22 protein-coding genes are annotated in these 26,686 nt (G+C 71.2%); 17 read left to right on the top strand and 5 right to left on the bottom strand.

The window, feature by feature from the left end:
• Window positions 1-87 precede the first annotated feature (87 nt).
• The 14 genes from E0500_RS21490 (at window position 88) to E0500_RS21425 (ending at window position 16,288) form a co-directional block, all read left to right on the top strand.
• Complete coding sequence (locus E0500_RS21490) at window positions 88-1,035, top strand: aminoglycoside phosphotransferase family protein (protein ID WP_131563989.1); 948 nt, start codon at window positions 88-90, stop codon at window positions 1,033-1,035.
• A 118-nt stretch (window positions 1,036-1,153) separates the two neighbouring features.
• Window positions 1,154-2,398, top strand: a complete 1,245-nt coding sequence (locus E0500_RS21485; protein ID WP_131563990.1) for an FAD-binding protein — start codon at window positions 1,154-1,156, stop codon at window positions 2,396-2,398.
• Window positions 2,399-2,611: 213 nt separating this feature from the next.
• Window positions 2,612-3,865, top strand: a complete 1,254-nt coding sequence (locus E0500_RS21480; RefSeq protein WP_131563991.1) for an ROK family transcriptional regulator — start codon at window positions 2,612-2,614, stop codon at window positions 3,863-3,865.
• 205 nt (window positions 3,866-4,070) lie between these two features.
• Entirely contained in the window at window positions 4,071-5,330 is a 1,260-nt protein-coding gene (locus E0500_RS21475) for an ABC transporter substrate-binding protein (RefSeq protein ID WP_131563992.1), read from the top strand.
• A gap of 20 nt (window positions 5,331-5,350) precedes the next feature.
• The gene (locus E0500_RS21470; protein ID WP_131563993.1) at window positions 5,351-6,316 is read left to right on the top strand and encodes a carbohydrate ABC transporter permease; all 966 of its coding nucleotides are present in this window, start codon (window positions 5,351-5,353) and stop codon (window positions 6,314-6,316) included.
• On the top strand, window positions 6,313-7,206 hold the full coding sequence (locus E0500_RS21465; RefSeq protein WP_131563994.1) for a carbohydrate ABC transporter permease: 894 nt from the start codon (window positions 6,313-6,315) through the stop codon (window positions 7,204-7,206). Before E0500_RS21470 ends, E0500_RS21465 begins: the two co-directional genes overlap by 4 nt.
• A gap of 12 nt (window positions 7,207-7,218) precedes the next feature.
• Window positions 7,219-10,092, top strand: a complete 2,874-nt coding sequence (locus E0500_RS21460; RefSeq protein WP_131563995.1) for a glycoside hydrolase family 2 TIM barrel-domain containing protein — start codon at window positions 7,219-7,221, stop codon at window positions 10,090-10,092.
• Between the two features lie 138 nt (window positions 10,093-10,230).
• Window positions 10,231-11,274: an ATP-binding cassette domain-containing protein gene (locus E0500_RS21455; protein ID WP_131563996.1), complete on the top strand. Its 1,044-nt coding sequence runs from the start codon at window positions 10,231-10,233 to the stop codon at window positions 11,272-11,274.
• Window position 11,275: 1 nt separating this feature from the next.
• Window positions 11,276-12,079, top strand: a complete 804-nt coding sequence (locus tag E0500_RS21450; protein WP_131563997.1) for an ABC-2 family transporter protein — start codon at window positions 11,276-11,278, stop codon at window positions 12,077-12,079.
• A 5-nt stretch (window positions 12,080-12,084) separates the two neighbouring features.
• On the top strand, window positions 12,085-12,885 hold the full coding sequence (locus tag E0500_RS21445) for an ABC transporter permease (RefSeq protein WP_131563998.1): 801 nt from the start codon (window positions 12,085-12,087) through the stop codon (window positions 12,883-12,885).
• Between the two features lie 192 nt (window positions 12,886-13,077).
• Entirely contained in the window at window positions 13,078-14,397 is a 1,320-nt protein-coding gene (locus E0500_RS21440; RefSeq protein WP_131572075.1) for a jacalin-like lectin, read from the top strand.
• A gap of 19 nt (window positions 14,398-14,416) precedes the next feature.
• A complete protein-coding gene (locus E0500_RS21435; protein WP_131572074.1) occupies window positions 14,417-15,091 on the top strand; it encodes an alpha/beta fold hydrolase in 675 nt (224 codons plus the stop codon).
• 60 nt (window positions 15,092-15,151) lie between these two features.
• The gene (locus tag E0500_RS21430; protein WP_131572073.1) at window positions 15,152-15,757 is read left to right on the top strand and encodes a TetR-like C-terminal domain-containing protein; all 606 of its coding nucleotides are present in this window, start codon (window positions 15,152-15,154) and stop codon (window positions 15,755-15,757) included.
• A gap of 108 nt (window positions 15,758-15,865) precedes the next feature.
• A complete protein-coding gene (locus E0500_RS21425) occupies window positions 15,866-16,288 on the top strand; it encodes a hypothetical protein (protein ID WP_131572072.1) in 423 nt (140 codons plus the stop codon).
• Between the two features lie 9 nt (window positions 16,289-16,297).
• On the opposite strand, the gene E0500_RS21420 is transcribed toward E0500_RS21425, so the two are convergent.
• The 4 genes from E0500_RS21420 to E0500_RS21405 form a co-directional block, all read right to left on the bottom strand.
• Window positions 16,298-18,028 carry a DUF2264 domain-containing protein gene (locus E0500_RS21420; protein ID WP_181587086.1) on the bottom strand — a complete coding sequence of 577 codons (1,731 nt, stop codon included), beginning with the start codon at window positions 18,026-18,028 and terminating at the stop codon, window positions 16,298-16,300.
• A 163-nt stretch (window positions 18,029-18,191) separates the two neighbouring features.
• Window positions 18,192-19,235 carry a rhamnogalacturonan acetylesterase gene (locus E0500_RS21415; RefSeq protein ID WP_131563502.1) on the bottom strand — a complete coding sequence of 348 codons (1,044 nt, stop codon included), beginning with the start codon at window positions 19,233-19,235 and terminating at the stop codon, window positions 18,192-18,194.
• 117 nt (window positions 19,236-19,352) lie between these two features.
• Window positions 19,353-20,765: an RICIN domain-containing protein gene (locus E0500_RS21410; RefSeq protein WP_131563501.1), complete on the bottom strand. Its 1,413-nt coding sequence runs from the start codon at window positions 20,763-20,765 to the stop codon at window positions 19,353-19,355.
• A 4-nt stretch (window positions 20,766-20,769) separates the two neighbouring features.
• Window positions 20,770-21,864: a family 43 glycosylhydrolase gene (locus E0500_RS21405; protein ID WP_131563500.1), complete on the bottom strand. Its 1,095-nt coding sequence runs from the start codon at window positions 21,862-21,864 to the stop codon at window positions 20,770-20,772.
• 283 nt (window positions 21,865-22,147) lie between these two features.
• Here E0500_RS21405 and mmuM point away from each other — a divergent pair, with 283 nt between their 5' ends.
• The 3 genes from mmuM (at window position 22,148) to E0500_RS21390 (ending at window position 25,014) form a co-directional block, all read left to right on the top strand.
• Entirely contained in the window at window positions 22,148-23,077 is a 930-nt protein-coding gene (gene mmuM / locus E0500_RS21400; RefSeq protein WP_131563499.1) for a homocysteine S-methyltransferase, read from the top strand.
• A gap of 87 nt (window positions 23,078-23,164) precedes the next feature.
• Window positions 23,165-23,455 (top strand): hypothetical protein, encoded by a 291-nt coding sequence (locus tag E0500_RS21395; RefSeq protein ID WP_220140566.1) that lies wholly within the window; start codon window positions 23,165-23,167, stop codon window positions 23,453-23,455.
• Window positions 23,455-25,014, top strand: coding sequence for an amidase (locus E0500_RS21390; RefSeq protein WP_131563498.1), 1,560 nt, complete (start codon window positions 23,455-23,457; stop codon window positions 25,012-25,014). The genes E0500_RS21395 and E0500_RS21390 overlap by 1 nt, the downstream gene beginning before the upstream one ends.
• Before the next feature lie 40 nt (window positions 25,015-25,054).
• On the opposite strand, the gene E0500_RS21385 is transcribed toward E0500_RS21390, so the two are convergent.
• Window positions 25,055-26,686, bottom strand: coding sequence for a carboxylesterase/lipase family protein (locus E0500_RS21385; RefSeq protein WP_131563497.1), 1,632 nt, complete (start codon window positions 26,684-26,686; stop codon window positions 25,055-25,057).

Raw genomic sequence — 26,686 nt, 5'->3', positions numbered from 1 at the left:
GGGTCCCTTCGTGCGGCCTTCGCGGGCACGGGCGCGGGACGGTCAAATCCGTTGACGGCCGGTGCGTCGGACCGTTCGTATGGCCGGATGCATGCCGCCGCGTCCCAGCCCAGCTCCGACACCGACCCCGACACCCGCACCCGCACCCAGAGCGCCACCGACACCGCCCTCGTTCGCCGGCTCGTCGCCGCGCAGTTCCCGCAGTGGGCGGGCCTGCCCGTCGTACGGGTCGGCGCCGCCGGCACGGCGAACGCCATGTACCGGCTCGGCGAGGACATGGTGGTCCGTCTGCCCCTCACCGCCGGGGCCGCGGACGACGTCGAGAAGGAGCACCGGTGGCTGCCGCGGCTCGCGCCACGGCTTCCCGTCGCCATCCCCGTACCGCTGGGGCAGGGAACGCCCGGTGAAGGCCTCTCCTGGCCCTGGTCCGTCTACCGCTGGCTCGACGGCGAGCCACCGGCCGTCGGGCACCTCGCCGAACCCGGCGCGCTCGCCGGGGACCTGGCGGAGTTCGTCACCGCACTGCGTGACATCGATCCCGCGGACGGGCCACCGTCCTACCGCGCCGAGCAGCTGGCGACCCGGGATCAGGCGACCCGGGCGGCGCTGGCGGAGCTGCGGGGAGTGGTGGACACCGACGCGGCGACCGCCGCGTGGGAGGCCGCCCTGGGCGCTCCCGTCTGGTCCGGGCCACCGGTCTGGCTCCACGCGGATCTGCAGCCCGGGAACATGCTGCTGGCCGAGGGGCGCCTCAGCGCGGTCATCGACTTCGGCTGCCTGGGCCTGGGCGAACCCGCCGTCGACCTGATCGCGGCCTGGTACGTGCTGCCGGCCGCGGCGCGAGCCGCCTTCCGGGCCGGTCTGGACACCGACGACGCCACCTGGGCGCGCGGCCGCGGCTGGGCCCTGTCGATCGCGCTCCTCGAACTTCGGGCCTACCGGGACTCGAACCCCGTGATGGCGGCCCACGCCCGGCGCGTCATCCACGAGGTCCTCGCCGATCAGGCGCACGGTACGGGGAGCGCACGGGGTTGATCGCGCGGGGCCCCATGGGTTGGGATTCGGTCGTACACGCCGGAGCACACGAGCCGGCACGAACACACGAGCCGACCCGTGGGCGACGGCACGGACTTGCGGGAAAGGGACACCGCGGATGACCGACACCCTGACCAACTGGGCGGGCAACATCGCGTACACGGCCAAGGAGTTGCACCGGCCGCACTCGATCGAGGAGGTGCGGGCCCTCGTCGCGGGCAGCAGGGCGGTGCGGGTCCTCGGCAGCGGGCACTCGTTCAACGAGATCGCCGAGCCGGGGAGCGAGGGCGTGCTGCTGTCGCTGACCGCGCTGCCGCCGGTGGTCGAGGTGGACACGGCGGCCCGTACGGTACGGGTCGGGGGCGGCGTCCGGTACGCGGAACTCGCGGCGGCGGTGCACCGGCACGGTCTGGCCCTGGCCAACATGGCCTCCCTCCCCCATATCTCGGTGGCCGGCTCGGTGGCGACCGGCACCCATGGGTCGGGGAACGCGAACGGCCCGCTCGCCTCGGCCGTGCGCGAGGTCGAGCTGGTCACGGCGGACGGGGAGGTCGTCGTGATCGGCCGTGGCGACGCGCGCTTCGGCGGGGCCGTGACGTCCCTGGGCGCCCTCGGTGTCGTCACCGCGCTCACGCTCGACCTGGAGCCCGCCTTCGAGGTGAGCCAGCACGTGTACGTCGACCTGCCGCTCGCCGGGCTCGACCACGCGGCCGTGGCGGCGACCGCGTACAGCGTGAGCCTGTTCACCGACTGGCGGGAGCCGCGCTTCAACCACGTCTGGGTCAAGCGGCGCACCGACGAGCCGCCCGTGGACTTCCCGTGGGCGCCGCCCGCGACCGCGGCGGTGCACCCGGTGCCGGGGATACCCGCGGGGAACTGCACACAGCAGTTCGGGGTGCCGGGCCCCTTTCACGAGCGGCTGCCGCACTTCCGGGCCGAGTTCACGCCGAGCAGCGGGGCCGAGCTCCAGTCGGAGTACCTGCTGCCGCGGCAGTACGCCCTGGATGCGCTTCACGCGCTGGACGCCGTACGGGAGGTGATCGCGCCCGTGCTCCAGACCTGCGAGGTGCGTACGGTGGCCGCCGACGAGCAGTGGCTCAGCCCCTCCTTCGGGCGGGACACGGTGGCGCTGCACTTCACGTGGATCGACGACACCGCGGCCGTGCTGCCCGTGGTGCGGCGGGTCGAGGAGGCGCTGGACCCGTATGAGCCGCGACCGCACTGGGGCAAGATCTTCACGGTGCCGTCGGCGGTGCTGCGCGAGCGGTACCCGAGGCTGGGCGACTTCCGGGCGCTGGCCGAGGAGTTGGACCCGGCGGGCACGTTCCGGAACGCGTTCGTGCGGGACGTGCTGGGCGGCTGAGAGGCGAGGTCCGGGCGGTCAGCACCCCCCGGCCCGCGCGTCGGAGCGCCCTCTTCAAGCCGTATACGCTGACGTGCCGTCCCGTCCACCACCGGACTTTGTAAACCCCCTTTCCTAACCCCTTGTCGAATGTACCGGCAGGCCATAGCCTTGCGCCGCGCCGGAGCCGACGGACGGGCCCGGCCATGGCCCGAAAGGATCGAGGGAGTTCTCGTGTCGGTGGTCAAGCGCACATCACGGGACATCCGTACCGCGAACCGCTACGAGGTGCTGCGCCAGATCATCGCCGAGTCGCCGACGTCCCGGCAGGAACTGGCCGCCGCCACCGGGCTGAGCCTCGCCACGGTCGCCACCCTCGTGGGCGAGCTGCTCGATCTGCGCATGATCACGGAGGTCGGGTTCGAGGACTCGGCGGGCGGGCGCCCCCGGGGGCTCGTGGCCGTCAACGCGTCGGGGGGCGCGTTGATCGGCGTGGACATCGCGGAGACGTACGTCCGTGTCGAACTCTTCGACCTGGGGCTGAACGTGCTCGCGCGCGCCGACGAGGACATGCGCCCGGGCGAGGGCCGCCCGGAGCAGGTCGTCGCCCATGTCGCGGCGGCGGTCGGCTCGGTGGTCGCGCAGGCCGGGGTCGAGGGCGCCCGGGTGCTGGGCGTCGGGGTGAGCGTGCCGGGGCAGGTCGACCGCGACACGGGGATCTCGGAGTACGCCCCGAACTGGAACTGGCACGAGGTGCCGCTGCTCGACCTGCTCGCCGAGCACATCGCCTACCCGCTGCACCTGGACAATCCGCTGCGTGCCTGCGCGGTCGCCGAGCAGTGGTTCGGCGCGGCCCGTGGGCGCGGGGACGCCGTGGTCGTCAATCTGGGCACCGGGGTCGGTGCCGGGCTGGTGCTCGGTGGCGGGCTGCACCGGGGTGTCAGCAACAGCGCGGGCGAGTGGGGGCACACGACCCTCGTGCTCGACGGGCGGCTGTGCCACTGCGGCAACCACGGCTGTGTGGAGACGTATGTCGGCGCGCCCGGGATCATGCTCAATCTGAGGGAGCTGAACCCGAAGAGCCCGTTGCTCCACCCCGAGGACCAGACCGCCACCATCGACGCGCTCGCCCACGGGATCGCCGCACAGGATCCGGTGGCCCTCAAGGTCGTCCGCGACACGGCCCGTTACCTCGGCGCGGGCATCGCCGACCTCGTCAACCTCCTCAATCCCCAGGTGGTCGTGCTCAGCAGCTGGGTCGCGGCCACGCTCGGTGAGCCGCTGCTGCACGAGGTGCGTGAGGCCGTGGCCCGGCACGCGCTGCGCCGGCCGTTCGCGGCGACCGAGATCGTCCTCTCCCCCATCCCCTCCGATCCGGTGTGTCTGGGAGCCGCGACCTTCGCCCTGGAGGGCGCGCTCTCGTCGATCAGCCAGCGGCCGGCCCGGCGCTCCGGTCCCTCACGGAGCCGTACCGCGCCGCCTGCCTGACGGCGCACCGCAGCAGCACGGCACCTTCACGGCGACGGGCGGGACGGTTCGGCATACCGAACCGGATGCAACGCTTCGAACAGACTTCGTTCAACCCCTTGCCGAAGGCTTAGCCGAAGGTTAACGTCCCGCTCCGCAACTCTCTTTGAGCCATCTGGCGCTCAGCGACAGAGCCGCAGCCGCATATCGAGACAAGGACGTCAGCATGTCGGCATTGAGCAACAGCAACTGGGACCGCCGCACCGTTCTGCGGGCCGCCATGGGCCTCGCCGCCGCCGGCGGACTGGCCGCGTGCGGCAGCAACACCGGCCGCGGAAGTGGCGGCGGCGACGCTCTGGTCCAGTACTTCCACGCCTATGGCGAGGCCGGCACCGAGCAGGCCATCAAGCGGTACGCGAAGGCCTACAAGGACGCCAACGTCGCCACGCAGTGGATCACCGGCTCGAACTTCGAGAGCAAGCTCTTCGCGTCCCTGCTCACCAAGGAGGCACCCGACCTCTTCGAGTTCCACCCGCAGATCCAGCTCATCAAGAGCGGTCAGGTGGCGGATCTGACCGACATCGTCGAGCCGGTCAAGGACGACTTCAACCAGGCCGACATCGCGTCGCACACGGTGGACGGCAAGATATACGGCGTCCGGATGATCGATGACCCGCAGTTCTTCTTCTACCGCAAGTCGATGCTGGAGAAGGCGAACGTCGAGGTGCCGCAGACGCTCGACGAGCTGCTGGAGGCCGCCGCCAAGCTCACCACGGACAAGGTCAAGGGCGTCTACCTCGGCAACACCCTCCAGGCCGTCATCCGCCCGATGATCTGGGCGGCCGGCGCCGACACGCTCAACGACAAGAACGAGCCCGCCTACCACACGGACGCCGTCGTCGACGGCATCAAGCAGATGCGCAAGCTGTTCACCAGCGGCGATCTGCTCCTCGGCGCCCCGGCGGACTACTGGGACCCCTCCGCGCTCGTCCAGGGCCTCACCGCCATCCAGTTCTGCGGTATGTGGGCCATGCCGGTGATGCAGGAGGCGCTCGGCGACGACCTCGGCATCTTCCCCTTCCCGAAGGTCGGCGACGCCGGCAAGCCCTCGGTCTACAACGGCGGCTGGTCGATGTTCGTCAACGCCAAGGGCGACCGGGTCGACGAGGCCAAGGAGTACGTGAAGTGGCTGTGGATCGACAACAAGGAGTACCAGGAGGACTGGGCCCTCTCCTACGGCTTCCACATCCCGCCGCGCACCTCGATCGCCGAGTCCGCGGACAAGCTCAAGTCGGGTCTGCCGGCCGAGGGCGTCAAGCTCTTCAACGAGTTCGGCCACTTCGACAACATCGGCTGGACGCAGGCCATGATCAAGGCGACGGAGGACGTCTTCGCCGACGCCGTCCGCAAGGACGCCGACCCGGATGCCGCGCTCGACAAGTGCGACAAGGTGGTCAACGCCGAGCTCAAGAAGCTCTTCGGATAGGCCGGCGGGCGGACCACGACATGTCGACGACCACCACGCGCGACCTCGCGCGCCCCGCCCCGGCGAAGCCTTCCAAGGCCGGGCCGCGGCGGGGGCTGCGGGGCAGCGGCACCTTCAACTTCTGGCTGTTCACCGGGCCGTTTCTCATCGGCCTGCTGATCTTCGTCTACGTCCCGATCGGCTGGAGCATCTGGCTCAGCTTCTACGAGGCACGCTTCACCGTCACACCCAGCACGTTCGTCGGTCTCGACAACTACCGGTTCATGCTGGGGAACGACAACTTCATCGGCGCCCTCGGCACGTTCACCGCCTTCGCCGCGATCATCGTGCCCACCACCTGGGCGCTCTCGCTCGGGCTCGCCCTGCTGGTGAACCGGCTGCGGTTCATGCGGGCGTTCTTCCGGTCGGTGTTCTTCCTGCCGACGGCGTGCAGTTACGTCGCCGCGTCCCTCATCTGGAAGATGTCCATCTTCAACGGTGTCCGCTTCGGTCTGGCGAACACCGTGCTGGGCTGGTTCGGCGTCGAGAACATCGCCTGGCTCGACAACCCCAACCCGCCCTGGTACTGGCTGGTCATCGTCACGGCGCGCCTGTGGCTGCAGTCCGGCTTCTACATGATCCTCTTCCTGGCCGCGCTGCAGAACATCCCGGGCGAGCTGTACGAGGCCGCCGCGATCGACGGCGCCAAGCCGGGCTGGCAGACGTTCCGGCACATCACGCTGCCGCAGCTGCGGGCGACCTCGACGGCCGTGCTCCTGCTGCTCCTGATCGCCGCTTACCAGGCCTTCGACGAGTTCTTCAACCTGCTGTCGAAGACCACCTGGGGACGGCCACCGCTCGTCGAGCTGTACTACACCGCCCTCGGCGAGAACCAGGACTACGGTGCGGGCAGCGCGGGCGCGGTGATCCTGACCCTGCTGATCGTCGTCGTGACCCTGTTCCAGGGCAAGATCATGGGCTTTGGAAGGGGTGACGAGTCCAAGTGACCACGACCGCACCTGAGATGACCAAGTCGGCCCCGTCCGGCGGGCCGCGCCGGACCCCGCGGGGCCGTGGGGTGATGGGCTCCACGGGCCTGTACGCCGCCGTCGGCGTCGCCGCGCTCCTCTTCCTGATCCCGTTCTACGTCCTGGTCCGCAACGCCCTCTCCACGGACGCCGAGATCACCGGAGAGGAGTGGAGGCTCTTCCCCACGGACATCCAGTGGGGCAACATCACCGCGCCCTTCGAGGACACCATGGTCGACTTCGGCCAGTCCATGGTGAACTCGCTGATCGTCGGCGTCCTGCACACCGTCGGCACCCTGCTGGTGTGCTCCCTGGCCGGCTACGGCCTGGCCCGCATCCCGTACCGGCACGCCAACAAGGTCTTCTACGCCGTCCTGTTCACGCTGATGGTCCCGACGGCCGTCACCTTCGTCCCGGGCTTCGTGATGGTCTCGTCGCTCGGCTGGATCGACAGTTACCGAGGTCTCATCATCCCGGGGCTGTTCAGTGGTTTCACCTGCTTCCTGTTCCGGCAGTACTTCCTAGGGTTTCCGAAGGAGCTGGAGGAGGCGGCACGGGTGGACGGGCTCGGCTACTGGGGCGCCTACTGGCGCGTCGTCGTGCCCAACTCGCTGAACTTCTTCGCGGCGATCGCGACGATCACCTTCATCAACGGCTGGAACTCCTTCCTGTGGCCGCTGGTCATCGGCCAGGACCCGAGCGCGTGGACCGTCCAGGTCGCGCTCTCCGCCTACATGACCAACCAGACCGTGAACTACCACCTGATCTTCATGGCCACCGCCATCTCGATCCTGCCTCTGCTGCTCGTGTTCCTGTTCCTCCAGCGCTGGCTGGTCCAGGGCATCGCACAGACCGGCATCAAGGGCTGAGCAAGGAGACCGATGTCATTCCGCACCACCTCCACCGACTACGTCGAGGACGTCTCGCCGGGCAGCGGGGCCCTGCCGCCGCGCGCCTGGTACGCGTCCTCCGACGCCACGTCCCTGTCGTTGAACGGCACCTGGCGGTTCCGTCTGTCACCGACCGCGGACGCCGAGGACGACTCCTTCGCCGCGGACGGGTACGACGCCGGGGACTGGGCGGAGGTGGCGGTTCCGGGCCACTGGGTCCTCCAGGGCGACGGAGCGTTCGGAGCGCCGATCTACACGAACCATCTGTACCCGTTCCCGGTGGACCCGCCCCGCGTGCCGACCGAGAACCCGACCGGTGACCACCTGCGGGTGTTCGACCTGCCGGAGGACTGGCCCGCCCTGGCGGACGGCGGCGCGGTGCTGCGCTTCGACGGGGTGGAGTCCTGTGCCCGGGTGTGGCTGAACGGCACGGACATCGGCGAGTTCAAGGGGTCCCGGCTGCCGCACGAGTTCGCGGTCGGGCACCTGCTGAAGCCGGCCGGGAACGTGCTCGCGGTCCGTGTGCACCAGTGGTCGGCGGGCTCGTACCTGGAGGACCAGGACCAGTGGTGGCTGCCGGGCATCTTCCGTGATGTGACGCTGCTGCACCGCCCGGCGGGCTGCGCGGCCGACTTCTTCGTGCACGCGTCGTACGACCACGTCGAGGGTCTGGGGACCCTGCGCGTCGACTCCGATGTCGACGGCCGCCTCACCGTGCCCGAGCTCGACATCGATGTCGCGACGGGTGAGCCGGTGACCGTGCCGGTCGAGCCGTGGACCGCGGAGACCCCGCGCCTGTACGACGGTGTGCTGGCCACCGAGGGCGAGAGGGTGCCGCTGCGGATCGGTTTCCGGACCGTCGTCCTGGAGGACGGCCTGATCAAGGTCAACGGCCGGGCGATCCTGTTCAAGGGCGTCAACCGGCACGAGTGGCACCCGGAGCGGGGCCGCGCCCTGGACCTTCAGACCATGCGCGAGGACGTGCTGCTGATGAAGCGGCACAACCTCAACGCCGTCCGCACCTCGCACTACCCTCCGCACCCGGCCTTCCTCGACCTGTGCGACGAGTACGGGCTGTGGGTCATCGACGAGTGCGACCTGGAGACCCACGGCTTCACCGAGCAGGCCTGGCGCGACAACCCCGTCGACGACGACCGCTGGACCCCGGCCCTGCTCGACCGCGCGGCCCGCATGGTCGAGCGCGACAAGAACCACCCGTCCGTCGTCATGTGGTCCCTCGGCAACGAGGCCGGCACCGGGCGCGGTCTGACGGCCATGTCCGAGTGGATCCACGGCCGGGACGGCTCTCGGCTCGTGCACTACGAGGGCGACTGGAACTGCCGTGACACCGATGTGTACTCGCGGATGTACGCCGACCACGCCGAGGTCGAGCGCATCGGCCGGGGCCTGGACGGGGGCACGACCAAGCGGCGCGGGCTGCCCTTCATCCAGTGCGAGTACGGGCACGCGATGGGCAACGGGCCCGGCGGGCTCGCCGACTACCAGCGGATCTTCGAGGCCCACGAGCGGCTCCAGGGCGGCTTCGTCTGGGAGTGGATCGACCACGGGATCAAGAACCCGGAGCTGGGCTACGCGTACGGCGGCGACTTCGGCGAGGAGCTGCACGACGGGAACTTCGTCTGCGACGGGCTGATCTTCCCGGACCGGACGCCGTCGCCGGGGCTCGTCGAGTACAAGAAGGTGATCGAGCCGGTCCGTATGGAGGGCGACGGCGCGGACGGCACCGTACGGATCACGAACGGGTACGACTTCGCCGACCTGTCCGCGCTGGCCTTCGTGTGGGCGTACCAGGTCGACGGTGAGACGGTCGGGACGGGTGCGCTGCCGGTGCCCGCGCTCGCGCCGGGCGAGTCGGCGGAGGTGAAGCTGCCGGAGCCGCCGGCGACCGGCCGGAGCGGCGAGTCGCTGTGGACGGTTCGGGCGCTGCTGGCCGAGGAGACCGCGTGGGGGCCGAAGGACCACGTGGTGGCCTGGGCCCAACTCCCGGCCGGCGAACGTCAGTCGGTGTCGGTGGCCGCCTCGGCCGCTCCCGTGGCCGGCGAGCGGCTGATCACGCTCGGCCCGGGCGCCTTCGACGCCCGCACGGGTGCGCTGCAGTCCATCGGCGGGGTCGACGTGACCGGGCTGCGCCTGGATGTGTGGCGGGCTCCGACGGACAACGACGACGGCGCGTCCTGGCAGGACGACACGCGCTGGGGCGTGCTGTGGCGCAAGCACGGCCTGCACCGGATGCGCCACCGGCTGGACGCGGTGGAACGGGACGACGACGCGCTGACCGTACGGACCCGGGTGGCGCCCGCCGCCCGGGAGATCGGCCTGCGCACGGTGTACCGCTGGACGTCCGACGGTACGCGGCTGAGGCTGACCGTGTCCGTGGCGCCCGAGGGTGACTGGAAGGTGCCGCTGCCGAGGCTCGGCATCCGCTTCGGGCTCGCGCGGGCGGAGCGGGTGGAGTGGTTCGGCGGCGGTCCCGGCGAGGCGTACCCGGACACCCGGTCGGCCTCCGTGCTGGGCCGCTGGGAGTCCTCGGTGGACGAGTTGCAGACCCCGTATGTGCGCCCGCAGGAGAACGGCGCCCGCGCCGACGTCCGCTGGGCGCGGCTCGGCGGGCTGCGGATCGAGGGCGACCCGGAGTTCTGGTTCAGCGCCCGGCGCTGGACCAGCGAACAGCTCGACGCGGCCCGGCACCTGACGGACCTCCGGTCCGGCGACACCGTGTGGGTCAACCTCGACCACGGCCAGCACGGCATCGGTTCACAGTCGTGCGGACCGGGCCCGCTGCCGCAGTACTACCTGCGGGCCGAGCCGACGGAGTTCTCCTTCGTCTTCTCGAAGATCGGTTGACGGACTGACCGGTTGACGGATTGATCCGTTGACCGGCTGACCGGCTGACCGACATTCCGCAAGGGTGCATCAGATCCTCCGCGGCCGACCGGCTCCCCGCCGGTCGGCCGCGATTCACGTGTCACGGAGGTTCGTCGAGTGTCCGCAAGCATCGAGGTCCGCGGCCTGTCCCGGACCTTCCACACCACCGTCCGCCGTCCCGGCTTCCTGGGCGCGGTCCGATCCCTCGTCAACCCGGAGCGGGTGGCCAAGGACGCGGTGCGCGACATCAGCTTCGAGGTCGCGGCCGGTGAACTCCTCGCCCTGCTCGGGCCGAACGGCGCGGGCAAGTCCACCACCATCAAGATGCTCACCGGCATCCTCACCCCCACGGCCGGCGAGGCCCGGGTCGCGGGCGTGGTGCCGTACGAGGAGCGGGAGCGCAACGCCCGCAACATCGGGGCGGTGTTCGGGCAGCGCACCCAGTTGTGGTGGGACCTGCCGGTGCGTGAGTCGTTCGCGATCCTGCGGGACATCTACGAGGTGCCGAAGACCGAACACGCGGCGCGGCTGAAGGAGTTCGACGAGCTGCTCGACCTGTCCTCCTTCTGGGACACGCGGGTACGGCACCTGTCCCTGGGGCAGCGGGTGCGCAGCGATCTGGCCGCCGCGCTGCTGCACGACCCGCCCGTGGTGTTCCTCGACGAGCCGACCATCGGCATGGACGTGGTGGTCAAGGAGCAGGTGCGCGAGTTCCTGCGGTACCAGGTGACCGAGCGGGGCCGGACGGTGCTGCTCACCACGCACGACATGACGGAGGTCGAGCGGCTGGCCGAGCGGGTCGTCCTCATCAACCACGGGCGGCTCGTACTGGACGGCTCCCTCGACGAGATCCGCCGCAGGTTCGGCTCGACCTGGCAGGTACGGGCGACGCTCGCCGACGCGCACGCCGACGTCACGGCGCTGCCGGGGATCGCGGTGCTGCGGCAGGACGGGCCGCAGGTCGTGTTCGGCCCCGACGGGTCCGACGCGCCCACCGTGCACCAGGCTCTGAAGGCGGTCATCGAACGGTACGAGGTGACGGGCATAGCCATCGACGAGGCGGATCTTGAGGACGTGATGCGGGCCGCCTACGTCCAGGCGGGACCTGCCGCGGACCCGGTCGCGGAACCGGTCGCGGACCCGGTCGCGGAGGGGGCCTGAGATGGCCGTTCTGCACGCCTGGCGCACCGCCCGCGTCACCCCGCTCGGCGAACTGCACACGCCGCCCCGGATGACCGCCGTCCTGCTCCGGCTGACGGTGCAGGTGGTCCTGGTGGCGTCCCTGTGGCACGGCCTGTACGCGAACACCGGCACCACCGCCGGACTCGACGCCGACCAGGCCGTCACCTACGCCGTGCTGGCCGTACTCGCCTCGCGCCTGCGGGAGCTGGACCAGAGCGCGGGCCGGGACACCGTGCTGCAGCACATGCACTTCGGCACGATCGTCTACTGGTACCTGCGGCCCCTGCCACCCCAGCGCTACCACGCCTGGCGCGCCCTCGGCGAGCAGTTGTACGGGTTCGTGTGGGCGCTGGCCGGATACGGGGTCTGTCTCGCGGCCGGGGTGGTGGAGCCGCCGGGGTCGGCCGCGGTGGCGGGGGTGTTCGCGGTCAGCCTGGTGCTCGGCCAGTTGGTCCTGTACTTCGTGATGCTCGTCCTGGACCAGCTGTGCTTCTGGACGGTGCGCAACAACGCCGCGATGCTCATCCTGATCTTCGCGCAGAACCTGCTGTCCGGGGTGTACGCGCCGCTGTGGTTCTTCCCGGACTGGTTCATCACGATGAGCGGGTTCCTGCCCTTCCAGGCCACGCTGAGCGTGCCGCTGTCCCTCTACATCGGCCGTATCCCGCTGTCGGACGCCGGTGGGCAGCTGGCGGTCCAGGCGGCCTGGGTCATCCTGCTCGCCCTGTTCACCCGTTTCCTGTGGCGGCGTGCCGCCCGCCGTGTCATCTCGCAGGGAGGCTGAGGACTGTGAAGGCCGTCCGGATCGCGTGGCGCATCACGGTTCTCAACTTCCGTGCGCAACTGGAGTACCGCACCGAGTTCCTGTTGATGATCGCGATCGGCGCGATCTGGCAGGTGTCGGTGATCGTGTTCGCGACGGTGCTGCTGTCCCGGTTCACCGGGATGGGCGGCTGGGACAGTTCGGAGGTGCTGCTGATCCCGGCGACGCGGATGCTCGCGCACGGGTTGTTCGTGCTGTTGCTGGGGCGTGTGCACTTCATCGGCAGGCAGATCCAGGAGGGGAGGATCGACATCTATCTGGTGCGCCCCATGCCGGTGCACCGCCAGGTCCAGCTCGCCTTCTTCCCGACCAACGCGATCGGTGACCTGACGGTGGCGGCGGGGCTGATGGCGGGCGCGCTCAGCCGCAGCGACCTGGACTGGACGGCGGGCCGGATCTCGTACCTGGTCGCCGCGGTGATCGGCGGCATGCTGCTGGAGGCGGCCCTGTTCACGGCGGTTGCCTCGGCCGCCCTGCGCTTCCCGGCCGCCGACTACTGGAGCCGATGGCTGGAGGAGCTGCTCGGCACGTTCGGCAGCTACCCCCTGAACGTCCTGCCGAAGGCGGTGGGCGGTTTCCTGACGTACGGGCTACCGCTCGCGTTCGTCGCGTACTTCCCGGCCGCGGTCCTCACCGGCCACGGCCACGACACCGGTGTGCCGTACTGGCTGGCGGCGGCCTCCCCGCTGCTGGGCGGGCTGGCGTACCTGGGGGCACGGCTGCTGTGGCGGCGAAGCCTCTCGCACTACGCGGGGGTGAACGGTTGACGGCCACGGGTGCGGTGGCATCGTCCGACCCCGGCCAAGGGTGAATCCGGCCGACGGCGTGCACGGCAACTCGCACCGCCTCTCACTGTTTCCCCAACTGCCCTTGCGCGTCACACTGGTTGACAGAGAACTTGAGCACTGTTCATCTTCACAGTCACCCCATCCCCGTCCCCCCGACCGGAGCCCCCCACCATGAGACGACTCATCGGCAGCCTCGCGGCAGCCGCCCTGGCCCTCACCGGACTCGCCACCACCGGCTCGACGCCCGCGGCCGCCGCCGACTCGGGCACGTTCAACGTCCTCACGTACAACATCGCGGGCCTCCCCCTCGGCCTCGGCGACAGTGACCCGGCGACGAACACCCCGCTGATCGGCCAGCGGCTCGGGCCGTACGACATCGTGAACGTGCAGGAGGACTTCAACTACCACGCGTCGCTGTACGCGAACGACTCCCACCCGTACCGCACGGCGACCAGCGGCGGCGCCGCGTTCGGCGACGGCCTCAACACCCTCTCGGACTACGCCTTCGAGGACTTCGAGCGGGTCAAGTGGAACAACTGCACGGGCACGAACTGCCTGACCCCCAAGGGGTTCACACTCGCCCGGGTCCGCCTCGCCGAGGGCGTCTTCGTCGACCTCTACAACGTGCACACCAACGCGGACGACACGGACGACGCCCTCGCCGCCCGCCGCGCCAACATCGAACAGCTGTCGGACTTCATCCAGGCGAACTCCGCGGGCAACGCCGTGATCGTCATGGGCGACACGAACACCCGCTACACGCGCTCCGGCGACAACATCCGCACTCTCGTGAACGAGAACGGCCTCACGGACCCCTGGGTGAAGCTGGTCAAGGGGGGCACACCCCCGGCCCAGGGCAGCGACGCGCTGGTCTGCGACGCGGCGGCCCCGACCAACGACTGCGAGGTCGTCGACAAGGTCCTCTACCGCGGCAGCGACCTCGTCACTCTCGACGCCACCCGCTACAACAACGACTGGAAGTCGTTCCTCCGCTCCGACGGCAAGCACCTCTCCGACCACTACCCGCACGCGGTCGACTTCTCCTACACCCTCGACACGTCCCTGCGGGCGAGCGACTTCTTCGGCGGCCCGCACGGCACGGCGTTCAACGACGCGGACGACCTGCCGGCCACCGTGTCCCCGCGCACCCTCACCCTGCGCGGCTCCTCACGCCTGGACGCGGTGTCGCTCACGCACGACGGCGGCACGGTCCTGTCGCACGGCGGTACGGGCGGCACGGCCAGCTCGCTGACCCTGGCGAGCGGGGAGCACCTCACGTCCGTGAAGCTGACGCAGGGCCAGAAGGACGGCCGCACAAGGATCTTCTCCGCCGCCTTCACGACCGACAAGGGCCGTTCCCTCTCCTCCGGAACGGTCACCTCCGACGCGAAGACCTTCACCGCCCCCTCCGGCTGGCAGATCGTCGGCTTCACGGGCCGCGGGGGCGACGAGATCGACAAGCTGGGCGTGCTGTACGCGCCGATCGGCTGAGCCCTGTACGGTGCGCACCATGCGACTGGCCCACCGGGAGTCCGGCAGCCCCGAGGCTCCCCCGCTGGTCCTGCTGCACGGCCTCACATCGGACGGCACGGCCTGGGACGCGGTGGCGGCACACTTCGCCGCCCGCCACCGCGTCCTCGTGCCGGACCTGCGCGGCCACGGCCGCAGCCCGCATCCGGGCACGTACTCCTTCAAGCTGATGCGAGACGACGTCCTCGCGTTCCTCGATGAACTCGCCCTGCCGAGCGTCGGGTTGATCGGACACAGTCTGGGCGGGGTGGTGGCCCACCTCCTGGCGTCCCGCCATCCGGCCCGGGTCACCCGCCTGGTCCTGGAGGAGACCCCACCACCGATTCCCCTCAACCTCCCTTCCCCGCAACGCCCTTCGGGTCCGCTCGGCTACGACTGGGCGGCCCGCCCCGCGATCGTCCGCCAGCTCAACGCTCCGGACCCGGCATGGTGGGACGCTCTGCCGGCCATCACGGTCCCGACGCTGGTCGTCGCGGGCGGGGAGAAGAGCCACCTACCACAGCAGGCGATCGCGGCGATGGCAGACCGCTTCCCGGCGGGGCGGCTCGTCACGATCCCGGCGGGCCACCGGGTCCACGCGCTCCGTCCACGGGAGTTCTGCGCGGAGGTGGAGGAGTTCCTGTCCACGTCCCAGCCGGCACCACCGGCCTCCTAGCCTCCTGTCTGCACTAGGGTGCGTCCTAGGCACCCTAGGTTCGGTCCGGAGGTCACCCCCATGGCGCGCGCAGGACTCACCGTCGACCGCCTCGTCGCGGCAGCCGCGGACCTCGCCGACGAGGTCGGGTTCGAGAACGTCACGCTGTCCGCGCTGGCGCGGCGGTTCGGGGTGAAGGACGCGAGCCTGTACGCGCATGTCAGGAATCTGCAGGACCTGCGCACGCGGGTCGCGTTCCTGGCCGGGGGCGAGTTGATCGACCGTATCGCCGCGGCGGTGGCCGGGCGCGCGGGCAAGGACGCCCTGGCCGCCTTCGCCGACGCCTACCGGGCGTACGCGCTGGAGCGGCCGGGACGGTACGCGGCGACCCAGATCCGGATCGACCAGGCCCTGGTGGCCGACTCCCCCGCCCTCCGCCGCACCGCCGAGATCACCTACGGCATGCTGCGGGCCTACGGCCTCGACGAGCCCGACCTCACGGACGCCGTACGCCTGCTGCGGAGCACTTTCCACGGCTACTGCGCGCTGGAGGCGAGCGGCGGCTTCGGTGCCCCCCGTGACGTACAGGCCTCCTGGGACCGGGCCGTCGCCGCCCTGCACGTGGCACTGGAGCACTGGCCCCGGAACGACCACGGGGAGGAGGGCGAGGGCACGCAGAGCGAGTGACCCGTGCGCTCATGCCCGGTTCCGGCAGAAACCGTCCCGAACCGCCGACCGTGGTCGGTGCGTCTCACCTCCGGGACAGTGCAGGCACGGACGGGGGAGGTCGGTGCTGTGGCCGACGAGGCGAAGCATGGTGTTGTCGGGCACGTACGGCGGTTCTTCTGGCTGCCCCGGGGGACGCCACGCGACCCCGCGCCCGCGCCGCCCCTGCTGAGGGCGTGGCTGCGGTGCCTGGTCGTGGGGGCCTTTCTCGCGCAGTTCACCTGGGACGAGGAGGCCGCGCGGCCGGTGCTGATGACGGTCTTCGTGGGGATGCCCATGCTCGATTTGGTGATCAAGGGGGTGCGGAACCGCTGGCCGGCGTTCGTGGCCGCGTGGCTGGTGCTCGGAAACTTCGCCATGCTCGCGTCTGCCGCGGTACCCGCCCTCACGGAGTCCCTGTGGGGCGAGTTCGCCGTCTTCGCTCCCGCGACGGCGGTGGCTCTGGCCACGTTCGTCGGCGTCACGCGTCTGCCGTGGCCCCGGCGCTCGTGACCGGCGCGCTCACGCGCCCGCGACCACGACCGCCCCGTCCTCGAACCGGGCCCGCACCTCCGGCCCCCCACTCCAACGGACGTGGATCTCGTCCGTCGTCCCGTCCACATGTACGGAGACCGACTCCTCCAGCGGTACGGGGTCCGGCTCGGCGGTGAGGCGGGCGAGGGCCACGAAGACCGTGTGCGCGCCCGCCGTGACACCTGTCAGACCGTCGGGTGAGTTCAACAGGCCGTGGATGGGCTGGAGTTCGGCCCGCGTGCCCTCCCTCGCCGCCCATCCCGTGACGCGCACCGACGTCCCTTCGGGCGCCCCCGACACACGGAACGCCCGTACCTCCACCGCGCCCTCGGCCAGCACGAGGCTCGTGACCCGGGCGCCGTGGGCCGCCGTGTGGAGCGAGGCCGCCCAACCCTCGCCCACCCCCAGCGGCTCGATGCCGGTGCGGCTCGGGTCCTCGCCCACGAACACGCTGTTGTCGTACTCCCCCGACGGCTCCGTCACCGTCGAGTACGCGAGCCGCGTGTAGTACGGGTCGTAGCGGACATCCTCGCTGCCGTGGTTGTGGAGGCGGACCAGCCCGTCCGAACGGGTCGCCTGGAGCAGCCAGTTGGGCGGACCGACCGGCCGCACCTCGTCCGCCCGCTCCACCGGACCGGGCTCCTCCGCCGCCGTCCACACCTCGTGGTCCTCAGGCAGCAGCAGGCCCAGGAACCCCTTGCTCGCCCAGTACGGGGAGGCCGGTCCCGAATAGCCCTGCAGCACGGCGGAGTCGGGCCCACGCCAGCCCGGCGTCAGCAGGCCGCGGTCGTCCACGGCGCCGCCGTCGAGGAAGTACTTCAGCGCGCCCGACGCCAGCCGCCGCGTCTGCCCAGGCGGCAGCGGCGTGCGGCCCGTGAGGGCGCCCAGCCACAGCGGTGCCGTCGTCGCGAAGCGGTACGTCAGGGAGCGGCCCTGGTGCATGGGCGCGCCGTCGCCGCCGAACAGGCGGGCGTAGTCCGCGAGATGGGTCGAGAGCCTGCCGCCGTAGAGGTCCAGGAGGCGTTCGTCGTCCGCCAGCCAGGCGTGCAGCACCGGGTACAGGTGCATCGCCCAGCCGTTGTAGTAGTCGAACTTCCGGCCGTCGCCGTCCGTGTACCAGCCGTCGCCGACATACCACTGCTCGATGCGCTCCAGGCCGCGGTCGACCGCCCGGTGGGACGCGTCCGTCCCGTGGCCGATGTCGGCGAGGAACCCGCCCACCGTCACGGGGAACAACTCCCAGTTGCAGGGCCAGGGTTCGGCCGTGAGGGCGTCACCGAGCCAGTCCGCCGCACGCTGCTGCACAGCGTCGTCGAGGCGGTCCCACAGCAGTGGCCGGGTCAGGCGCAGCGCGAGGGCGATCGACGCCGCCTCCACGAGGGGCTGGCCGCGGTCCTCGATGCGCGGCCAGACGCCGGACACTCCGGCCGCGAGACCGTCCCCGTACCGCTGGAGCGCCTTCTCGTCCCGGCGGAAGGCGGCCAGCAGCAGGGTGCGGGCGTAGCCCTCCAGGCCGTCGGAGAGCCGGCCGGACCAGCTCGTGCGGTCGCCGGGCAGGTGGTACAGGGCGCCGTCGGTGGTCGCGTACGGCTCCACCGCGGCGAGCAGGGAGTCGGCGGCTGCCTCCCAGTGGGCGCGGGTGAAGCCGGTGTACGGGCTGAGGGTCCGGTCGGCGTGGGGCTCGTGGGGCTCGTGGGGCTCGGGGGACACGGGGGGCATCGGGGGCTTCCTGTCTTGCGTCGGTCCAGGCGTCCTGGTCTCTGTCCTGGCCTGTTTCCTGGCCTGTTTCCTGGCCTGTGTCCTGGCCTGCATTCAGGCCTGCGTCCAGGCATCCGGGCACAGACCTGGGGCGCCCCGGTTCCGGTCGGGGCGCCCCAGGGGCTTATCGCAGCCGCACCCTGCCCTCGGGCACCAGGTGCTGGGCGACGAGTTCGTCGCGGACGAGGCCCGCGTAGAGCGTCGCGCCGTGGACGGAGGTGTGCGTGTTGTCGCGCTTCTCGTTGTACAAGTACACCGACTTGGAGGCTTCCACACCCAGCGATTCGACGAGTGCCTTCGTCCTGGCGGTCAGGTCGATCAGGGGGACGCCCTTGTCCGCCGCGACCGAGCGGGTGACCGCAGGGTGGTTCACGCCGAGGCCGTTCACGAGCAGCGCGGTGTCGTTGTTCAGTGTGCCGTCCGCGTTGAACCAGCGGCGGACGATCGGGGTGAGAAGGACCGGCTCGCCGCCCTTCTCGCGGACACCCGCCACCAGTGTCTCCAGGTTCGCCCGGTACGTCGCCTCGTCGGTCTGCTTGTCGTTGTGGGCGAGTTGGACGAGGACCAGGTCACCGGGGCGGATCAGCGGCTGGACGGTGCCCCACAGGCGGGGGTCGGCGAGGTAGGAGACCGTGCTCTCACCGGAGTCCGCGTAGTTGGCGACGGACAGGCCCTTGCGGAGGTACTGGGGGAGCTGCTGGCCCCAGCCGGAGTACGGTTCGCCGGGTTGGTCGCAGGAGGTGGAGTCGCCGACGAGGAAGATCTGGCGGGCGTGCCGGGCGGGGGCTACGCGGATGTCGGCGAGTGCGGGCGCCGAGCCGCCGAGCACCAGGTCCAAGCCCGGCGTGCCCTCGACGCCGGTGGGCTCGCCCTCGGGGGTGCGGACGTTCACGGTGAAGCTGCGGGCCACGCGCTCCCCCGCCGCGGTGGCCGTCTCGGGCAGGAGCGACCGCCGGGTCTCACCGGCGATGCTGGTGCTCGCCGCGCTCTCGCCGCCGAGGAGGACCGTCACGTCGTACGTGCCGGGCGCGACATCGAAGTGGCAGGCGGTGGTGGTGCAGTTGTCCGGCCCCGAGGCGGGACCCCCCGGGTGCGCCTGCGCCGGTACGGCCGACAGGAGGGTGCCCAGGGTCGCCGCCGTCAGCGCGGCGACGGTGAAACGTCTCATTGCGGCTCCTCACGACGGACGGCCAGTCCCGGCGGAGGACCGTACACCGTCCGGCAAGCGCTTTCATAGAGGTCGGCGGTCTTGCACCTGACCGCCGACCTCGTACCTGACGTCGGGTCACGTCCCCCGTGTCCACTGCTGGTTCGTGCCGCTGTTGCACGCATACGTGATGAGGGCGGCGGAGTCGGCGGTGGACGCACCGTTCACGTCCAGGCACTCCCCTGTCGCGCGGGACTTGATGCTCACGTAGGAGCCGGTGGTGGTGAGCGACCACTGCTGGCCCGTGGCCGAGGAGTCGCAGTTCTCCTGGGTGACGGTGGAGGCGTTCTCCTGCACGCACAGGGAGCTGTTCCGCACCATCAGCTGGTAGTAGCCGCTGCCGGCAGACTTGAACCAGTACTTCTGGTTGTTGCCGCCGTTGCAGGTGTACTGCTTGATCTGGGCACCCGCCCACAGCGACTGGCTGGTCACGTCGGCGCACTTGGAGGAGTGGCGGGCGATCAGCGTGTTGTACGTGGCACTCGTGCCGGTGAGCGTCCCCGCGGCCGAGTCGACGGTGACCTCCGGCGACCAGGACATGGACATCGTGGTCGAGCTCGGGAAGGTCAGCGGCAGCCACACATAACGGGAGTCGTTGACGGTTCCGCCGAAGGAGTTGCCCCAGCGGTCGCCCATGTAGAGGTACGAGGTGCCCGAACTGCCCTGCACGGGAAGGACGTACGCGGTCTGCGAGCCGTACGTCGTCGAGTCACCGACGTTCGCCATGGCCGTCCACGGGCCCGCGATACTGGTGGCGGTGGCGTACTGCTGCTGGTTGGGGCTCCAGCCGGTCGCGCCCGACGTCAGCATGAAGTAGACGCCGCCCCGCTTGAACAGCGCCGGGGCCTCGCGGTGGCCGCCCGGCCAGGGGTTGGCGACCAGGCTCGCGATGCCGGTGTAGTCGGCGGTGAGCCGGTAGATCTGCAGGTCGTAGTTCTCACGGGCGGCGGAGATCATGTAGCCGGCGCCGTCGGTGTCCACGAAGACCGTGATGTCACGGGACATGTGCTGGCCGAGCGGGCGGAAGCTGCCCTGCCAGGTGTAGTTGCCGTCTACGGTGTCCGAGACGGCGACGGCGGCGCGGGCCTCGCTGTAGTCGGTGCCGTTCTCCTTGTGCATCCACATCACGAACTTGCCGGTGGACGCGTTGTACATGACCTTCGGCCGCTCGATGTTGGCCCTGGACAGCTCGGAGGCGCTGGACTGGGTCAGGACGTGGTTGCGGAACTCCCAGTTCTTCAGGTCGGTGGAGCGGTAGGCGTCCACGTACCGGAAGGTGTTGTCGGCGTTGCGGTTCTCGCCGAACCAGTAGTAGTAGGAGCCGACCTTGATGACTCCGCCGCCGTGGGCCTGCACGGGGTTGCCCGAGGTGTCGGTGAACTGCGTGCCGTTGGTGAGGGTCTGAGGCGCCGCCTGGGCCGGGCCGGCGGTGACGAGCGCCCCGGCCAGCGCCAGAGCGAGGGCGAGGAGGATCGCGTACGCACGTCTCATGTGGTCACGCTCCCTGGGATCCGTGGGTGGGGGTGTCGGCGACCGGGATGCCGAAGTCGGGTGTGCCGTCGGCCTTCCAGCCGAGGCGCTGGACGCGGGTGTGGCGGTTGGGGTCGTTCAGCGGGTCGCCGTCGATCTCCTTGTACTGGCGGGCGTGGTAGACGAGGACGTCGGTGCGGCCGTCCTCGGCGACCGTGAAGCAGTTGTGGCCGGGGCCGTACTGCTTGGTGGTGTCGTTGCTGGTGAACACCGGGGTCGGCGACTTCGCCCAGTTCGCGGGGTTCATGAGGTCGGCGTCCGCGTCGACGGTGAGCAGGCCGAGGCAGTAGTTGAAGTCGGTGGCGCTGGCCGAGTACGACATGAACAGGCGACCGTTCCGCTTGATGACCGAGGGACCCTCGTTGACCTTGAAGCCGATGGTCTCCCAGTCGTACTCCGGTGTGGTGAGCCGGACCTGGGGTCCCGACAGGGTCAGCGGGTCGGCCATCTCCGAAAGCCAGATCGCGGTGTTGTTGTCCATGCCGGGCTCGTGCTGGGCCCAGGCGAGGTAGCGGGTGCCGCGGTGGGTGAAGGTGGTGGCGTCGAGGGAGAAGGTCTCCCAGGCCGTCTTGAGCTGGCCGCGCTCGACCCAGGTGCCCTTGAAGGGGTCCGGGTGGGAGTTCTCCAGGACCCAGATGCGGATCGCCCAGATGTCCTCGGCGGGCGCGGAGGCGAAGTAGACGTACCACTTGCCGTCGATGTGGTGGATCTCCGGCGCCCAGATGTGCGCGCCCATGACGCCGGTGGCGTGCTTGCGCCAGATGACCGTCTCGTCGGCGGTCGCGATGCCGCGCAGGGTGCGGGATCCGCGCAGGATGATCCGGTCGTACTCGGGGGACGTGGCCGTGAAGTAGTAACGGCGGTCGGTGTGGCGGTGGATGTACGGGTCGGCGCGGTTGCGGACGAGCGGGTTGGCGTACGTCGCGGCCGCCCCGGCGCCCGCCGCCGATGTCGCGGCCTGCGCCACGGTCGGTATCGCGGTGAGGGCGCCCGCGGCGAGGGCACCCTTCAGCAGCAGTCGTCGGTCGGGGAGTGCGGACAGGTCGTCCTCGCGGCTCATGTGCACACTGCCTCTCGCGGAGTGGGGAACCCGGCAGACACAAAAGAGAACAGAAACGTTCGAGCTGGTTCGGAATATCGCACAAGATCTGTCATGCCGAACGCCGAAAAGGTAAGGGCGTGTTACGGCGAGGTCAACGGGTCGGACGGGACAAAGACGCGCCGAGCACGTGTCGGTGGCTGTGTCGGCATCGGCATCGGCATCGGCATCGGCGATACGGAACGCGACGGCGAGCGCGGTGACACGTTCCTGCACCGGGCCCCGCTTCGACTAGCGTCGAGACATGACCAGCGACACCGCCCCCACCCTCGCCGACGCGCTCGCCTCCGGCCCGCTCGTCCTCGACGGCGGCATGTCCAACCAGCTGGAGTCCACCGGCCACGACCTGAGCGACGAGCTCTGGTCGGCCCGGCTCCTCGCCGAGCGCCCCGAGGCGGTCACCGAGGCCCACCTCGCCTACTACGAGGCGGGCGCGGACATGGCGATCACCGCGAGCTACCAGGCGACGTTCGAGGGCTTCGCCAGGCACGGGATCTCCCGCGGGCAGGCGGCCGAGCTCCTCGCTCTGAGCGTGGAGCTGGCGCGCGAGGCGACCCGGCGGGTCAAGGACGTCTCACGGCACCTCTGGGTGGCCGCGTCCGTCGGCCCGTACGGGGCGATGCTCGCGGACGGCTCCGAGTACCGGGGCCGCTACGGGCTCACGGTGGCCGAGCTGGAGGCCTTCCACCGTCCGCGCCTGGAGGTCCTGGCCGCGGCCGGGCCGGACGTCCTCGCCCTGGAGACCGTCCCCGACACCGAGGAGGCCGAGGCGCTGCTGCGGGCAGTACGTGGCCTGGGCGTGCCCGCGTGGCTGTCGTACACGGTCGCCGGCGACCGCACCCGCGCCGGCCAGCCGCTGGAGCAGGCGTTCGCCCTCGCCGCCGACGTGGACGAGATCGTCGCGGTCGGCGTGAACTGCTGCGCCCCCGAGGACGTGAAGGGCGCCGCCGCGACGGCGGCCCGCGTGACGGGCAAGCCCGTCGTGGTGTACCCGAACAGCGGGGAGGCCTGGGACGCCGGGGCCCGTGCCTGGGCCGGCCGCTCGACCTTCACGGCCGAGCAGGTGACCGGCTGGGAACGGGCCGGGGCACGGCTGATCGGCGGGTGCTGCCGGGTCGGCCCGGAGGCGATCACCGCGATCGCGGAGGCGCTGCACGGGGGCTCCACGGTGTAACGCCTGTGAAGCGTGGGCTAAACGGGGACTTCACGGGCCGATGATGAGGTCCCCGGAGAGCCAGTACGCCGATCATGGAGGTCCGCCTTGAGCGAGGTGCAGCCACCCACCCAGGAGGAGTTGGACGCGTTCGTACGAACCCGTCTGGCGCTCGCCGGTTTCGACCTGACGCTGCTGCCGGAGAAGGCCGATCCGGCTACGGGCGTGCCGACCCGGTCCCAAGTGCTCGCCTCCCTGAGGGCATTCGTGGCGTCGACGCCCGGGGCGATCTCGGGCTGGACGCCACCGGCACCGACCCCCGCGTACGCGCAACAGGCGTCGCCGCCCCTCCTCTACCCGTCCGTCACGGAGGCCTGGACCGGAAAGGCGGGCGAGTGATGGCGGACAGAGCGCTCAACAGGAGGGTCTTCCTGGCCGGTTCGGCTGCCGCGGCGGGCGGGGTGGCCCTCGCGGCGACGCCCGCCCTCGCCCGCGCCGCCGCGCCCCGCATACCCGACGTCGACATACCGCAGGCCGCCCGGAACGACCCCTCCGAGGCCACCCTCGCCGAGGCCGTCGTGCTCATGCGGCGCGGGAAGCTCACGGCGACGGAGCTGACCGAGGCGTACCTGGAGCGGATCGAGCGGTACGACGCGGTGTATCAGGCGTACGCCGAGGTGACCGGCGACAGCGCGCTCGCCGCCGCGCGCAGGGCGGACCGGGGCCAGGGCCCACGGGGTGTGCTGCGCGGGATACCCCTGTGCGTCAAGGACAACTACTTCACCGACGGCGTGCCGACGCGCTGCAACTCCCTGGTCTTCGAGGACTTCGTACCGGACGAGGACGCGACCGCCGTGGCCCGGCTGCGGGCGGCCGGCGGGATCGTCCTCGGGAAGGGGCAGATGGGCCCGCTGGCGACCACGCGGGCCACGACGCCGAACGGCACCGTGACCACGGTCAACGCCTGGACACCCGACGACCCCTCCGTCGACCCGGGCGGCTCCTCCACGGGTCCCGCGTGCGCGGTGGCGGCGCGGCTCGCGTCCTCGTCGATCGGGACCCAGACCGGCGGTTCGATCGTGCTGCCGTCCAACCAGCAGAACCTGACGGGGCTGAAGCCCACGATGGGACGGGTCTCCCTCCACGGTGTCATCCCGCTGTCGTTCACCCGCGACCACGCGGGCCCGCTGGCGCGGGACGCCATGGACGCGGCGATCATGCTCCAGGTGATGGCCGGGCCGGACTCCCGGGACCCGCGCACACTGGGGCTGCCGGACGTGCCGGACCTCATCGGGGCGGCAACGCCCGTGGCCGCGAAGGGCGCTGTCCGGATGCGCAGGGCCACGAAGATCGGCGTGCCGGCCGACTTCCTCGCCGCCCGACAGGAGTTGCGGAGCGCCTTCCTCGACCGGCTCGACGCCATCCCTGGCATCACGCTCGTGGACGTCACGTACCCGGACGACTGGAACCTCCTCACCGGAACCTTCAACGCGGCGCGGCTCGCCGAGCGCACCGAACCCTTCCGGCACTGGCTGCGCGCCGATCCGACCAGGTTCGGGGTCTCGCTGCTGAGCTGGCTGCAGGGGCTGATGCTCTCGGGCGACGAGTGGATCACGGCGCAGCGCGCCAAGAACCACCTGCTGCGGGAGGTGCTGGACGGCGTGCTGAACCGGTGCGACGTGCTCCTCCAGACCGGCCCAGTCCCCTTCGACATCCTCGGTCTGCCCGAGATCGCCTTCCCCATCGGCTTCGACGGCGACGGTGTCCCCGTGGGCGCCATCCTCGGCGGCCAGCCGTACGAGGAGGACCGTCTCCTGGAGGTCGCGGCGGCCTATCAGGCGGTCACCGACTGGCACACACGGCGCCCGGCGGACCCGGAGACGAACCGGTCGCGGCTCATGACGGCGCCGGTCCGCCCGCGCCTGTCGGCCGAGGAGGCGGCGGCCACGTCGGCGTAGTACTCCAGCAACGGGGGTGTGGCGGCGAGACCCTCAAGGATCACGGCCGAGCCGCACCGCCGAAGCGACGCAAGCGCCGTACGGCCGCCAGTGGGGCCGTCCCACGCGTGGGCGGACCGGGCGGAAGGGGCGAGGCCGGTGTGGGCCCCCCGGACGTGACGAGCGGTCCGGGGGCCGCACGGTGCGGCCGCTTCGCGTCGGCCTGCCACAGCGCGAGTTCGCGGTCGTAGGGGCCGTGGACGACCACGGGCTCCCCGGGCGGGAGGACGTCGAAGACCCGTACCGGGTGCGAGGCGTCCCAGGCCGGCCAGCCCGGGTCTCCGTCCGCCGCGAACCGTACCCACGCCGCGTGCATCGTGTCGGCGAGGTCCTGCGGGGCGCCCTCTCCGGCGAGCTTCGCCGACGCGGGCATGTGGCCGGTGTCGAAGACGAAGCCCAGCTCCAGGGCGTGGCAGGCGCCGAGACCGGGTGTGTTGGAGGGCCAGGCGAACTCGTAGACGTACGACGGGGCGCCGCCCACGCGGGCGTCGGCGAGGCGGTGCAGCGGGACGCGCAGGAGGTGGTCGGTGACCATTTGGCCGACGATCTCGGCGGTTCCGGCGTCGGGGTGGAGCTCGCGGTAGCCGCGGGAGACCTCGGGGCCGCAGTGGCAGCGGGCGCGGGCCGCGGTCAGGGCGAGGGCGCCGAGCCGGTCGACGCGCTCGACGAGACCGTTCGGGGCCAGCCACAGGCGGTACTCGTCGCGGGTCCAGCCCGTGAGGAGGTCGACGTCGTGGGCCGGGCCGTCCTCGATGAGGGCCTGGAGGGGGTCGCCCGGCACGAGGTCGCCGTCGACGACGATGCCGAAGGCGGGCCCGCCCAGCACCGGGCTGCCGAGCCGGCCCACCTCGGCCTGGACCTCGGCAAGGGTGGCGCGGTCCACCTCGGCGAAGGCGGTGGCGGTCGCGGGGACCTTGAGCCGGGCCGCCATCCTGCGGACCATGCGCCGTACCTTGTCGCGGTCGGTGGCCTCCGGCGGCCCGCTCTGCAGGACGGCCCGCCGGAAGAGCCCCCGAGTGCGGGGACTGGCCAGGAGGGCGCCGATGCTGATGGCGCCCGCCGACTGGCCGAAGACGGTCACGCGGTCCGGGTCGCCGCCGAAGGAGTCGATGGCGCCCCGCACCCATTCCAGCGCGGCCAGCTGGTCGCGCAGGCCGGGGTTGGCGGGGGCGTCCGGGAAGAGGCCGAAGCCCTCCACGCCCAGCCGGTAGTTGAGCGATACGAGGACGACTCCGTCCCGGGCGAAGGCGTGGCCGTCGTAGACGGGGACGGCCGACGAGCCGCGGGTAAGGGCGCCGCCGTGGATCCACACCAGCACCGGGAGCCGGGCCCCGCGGCCCGGCTCCGGCGTCCACACATTGAGGTTGAGGCAGTCGTCGCCCGGCACGACCGGGTCGGACAGGAGCCGGGCGAACGCCTCCGAGTACGGCGGCTTCGACGGCGTCGGCCCGAAGGCGCCCGCGTCGCGCACGCCCTCCCAGGGCTCGGGCGGCACGGGCGGCCGGAACCGGTGGGGGCCGACGGGCGGCGCGGCGTACGGGACGCCCCGGAAGACCGCGATCCCTCGTTCGTACCGGCCGCGGACGTCCCCGTACGGCGTCCTGACCACGGGTCCTGTCCGGTCTGCCGTCAT

The sequence above is a fragment of the Streptomyces sp. KM273126 genome, from assembly GCF_004337435.2.
GTDB classification, from domain to species: domain Bacteria; phylum Actinomycetota; class Actinomycetes; order Streptomycetales; family Streptomycetaceae; genus Streptomyces; species Streptomyces acidicola.
The sequence above is the reverse complement of the archived record's forward strand: the minus strand, read 5'-3'. Positions and strand labels throughout refer to the sequence as shown.

Excerpts from the sequence above, each read along its gene's own strand:
- E0500_RS21435 (WP_131572074.1), top strand. The coding sequence starts at position 14,417 with ATGCGACTGGCCCACCGGGAGTCCGGCAGCCCCGAGGCTCCCCCGCTG.
- E0500_RS21460 (WP_131563995.1), top strand. The coding sequence starts at position 7,219 with ATGTCATTCCGCACCACCTCCACCGACTACGTCGAGGACGTCTCGCCG.
- E0500_RS21430 (WP_131572073.1), top strand. The coding sequence starts at position 15,152 with ATGGCGCGCGCAGGACTCACCGTCGACCGCCTCGTCGCGGCAGCCGCG.
- E0500_RS21410 (WP_131563501.1), bottom strand. The coding sequence starts at position 20,765 with ATGAGACGTGCGTACGCGATCCTCCTCGCCCTCGCTCTGGCGCTGGCC.
- E0500_RS21450 (WP_131563997.1), top strand. The coding sequence starts at position 11,276 with ATGGCCGTTCTGCACGCCTGGCGCACCGCCCGCGTCACCCCGCTCGGC.
- E0500_RS21485 (WP_131563990.1), top strand. The coding sequence starts at position 1,154 with ATGACCGACACCCTGACCAACTGGGCGGGCAACATCGCGTACACGGCC.
- E0500_RS21390 (WP_131563498.1), top strand. The coding sequence starts at position 23,455 with ATGGCGGACAGAGCGCTCAACAGGAGGGTCTTCCTGGCCGGTTCGGCT.
- E0500_RS21415 (WP_131563502.1), bottom strand. The coding sequence starts at position 19,235 with ATGAGACGTTTCACCGTCGCCGCGCTGACGGCGGCGACCCTGGGCACC.
- E0500_RS21440 (WP_131572075.1), top strand. The coding sequence starts at position 13,078 with ATGAGACGACTCATCGGCAGCCTCGCGGCAGCCGCCCTGGCCCTCACC.
- E0500_RS21470 (WP_131563993.1), top strand. The coding sequence starts at position 5,351 with ATGTCGACGACCACCACGCGCGACCTCGCGCGCCCCGCCCCGGCGAAG.
- E0500_RS21405 (WP_131563500.1), bottom strand. The coding sequence starts at position 21,864 with ATGAGCCGCGAGGACGACCTGTCCGCACTCCCCGACCGACGACTGCTG.
- E0500_RS21475 (WP_131563992.1), top strand. The coding sequence starts at position 4,071 with ATGTCGGCATTGAGCAACAGCAACTGGGACCGCCGCACCGTTCTGCGG.
- E0500_RS21490 (WP_131563989.1), top strand. The coding sequence starts at position 88 with ATGCATGCCGCCGCGTCCCAGCCCAGCTCCGACACCGACCCCGACACC.
- E0500_RS21420 (WP_181587086.1), bottom strand. The coding sequence starts at position 18,028 with ATGCCCCCCGTGTCCCCCGAGCCCCACGAGCCCCACGAGCCCCACGCC.
- E0500_RS21385 (WP_131563497.1), bottom strand. The coding sequence starts at position 26,686 with ATGACGGCAGACCGGACAGGACCCGTGGTCAGGACGCCGTACGGGGAC.
- mmuM (WP_131563499.1), top strand. The coding sequence starts at position 22,148 with ATGACCAGCGACACCGCCCCCACCCTCGCCGACGCGCTCGCCTCCGGC.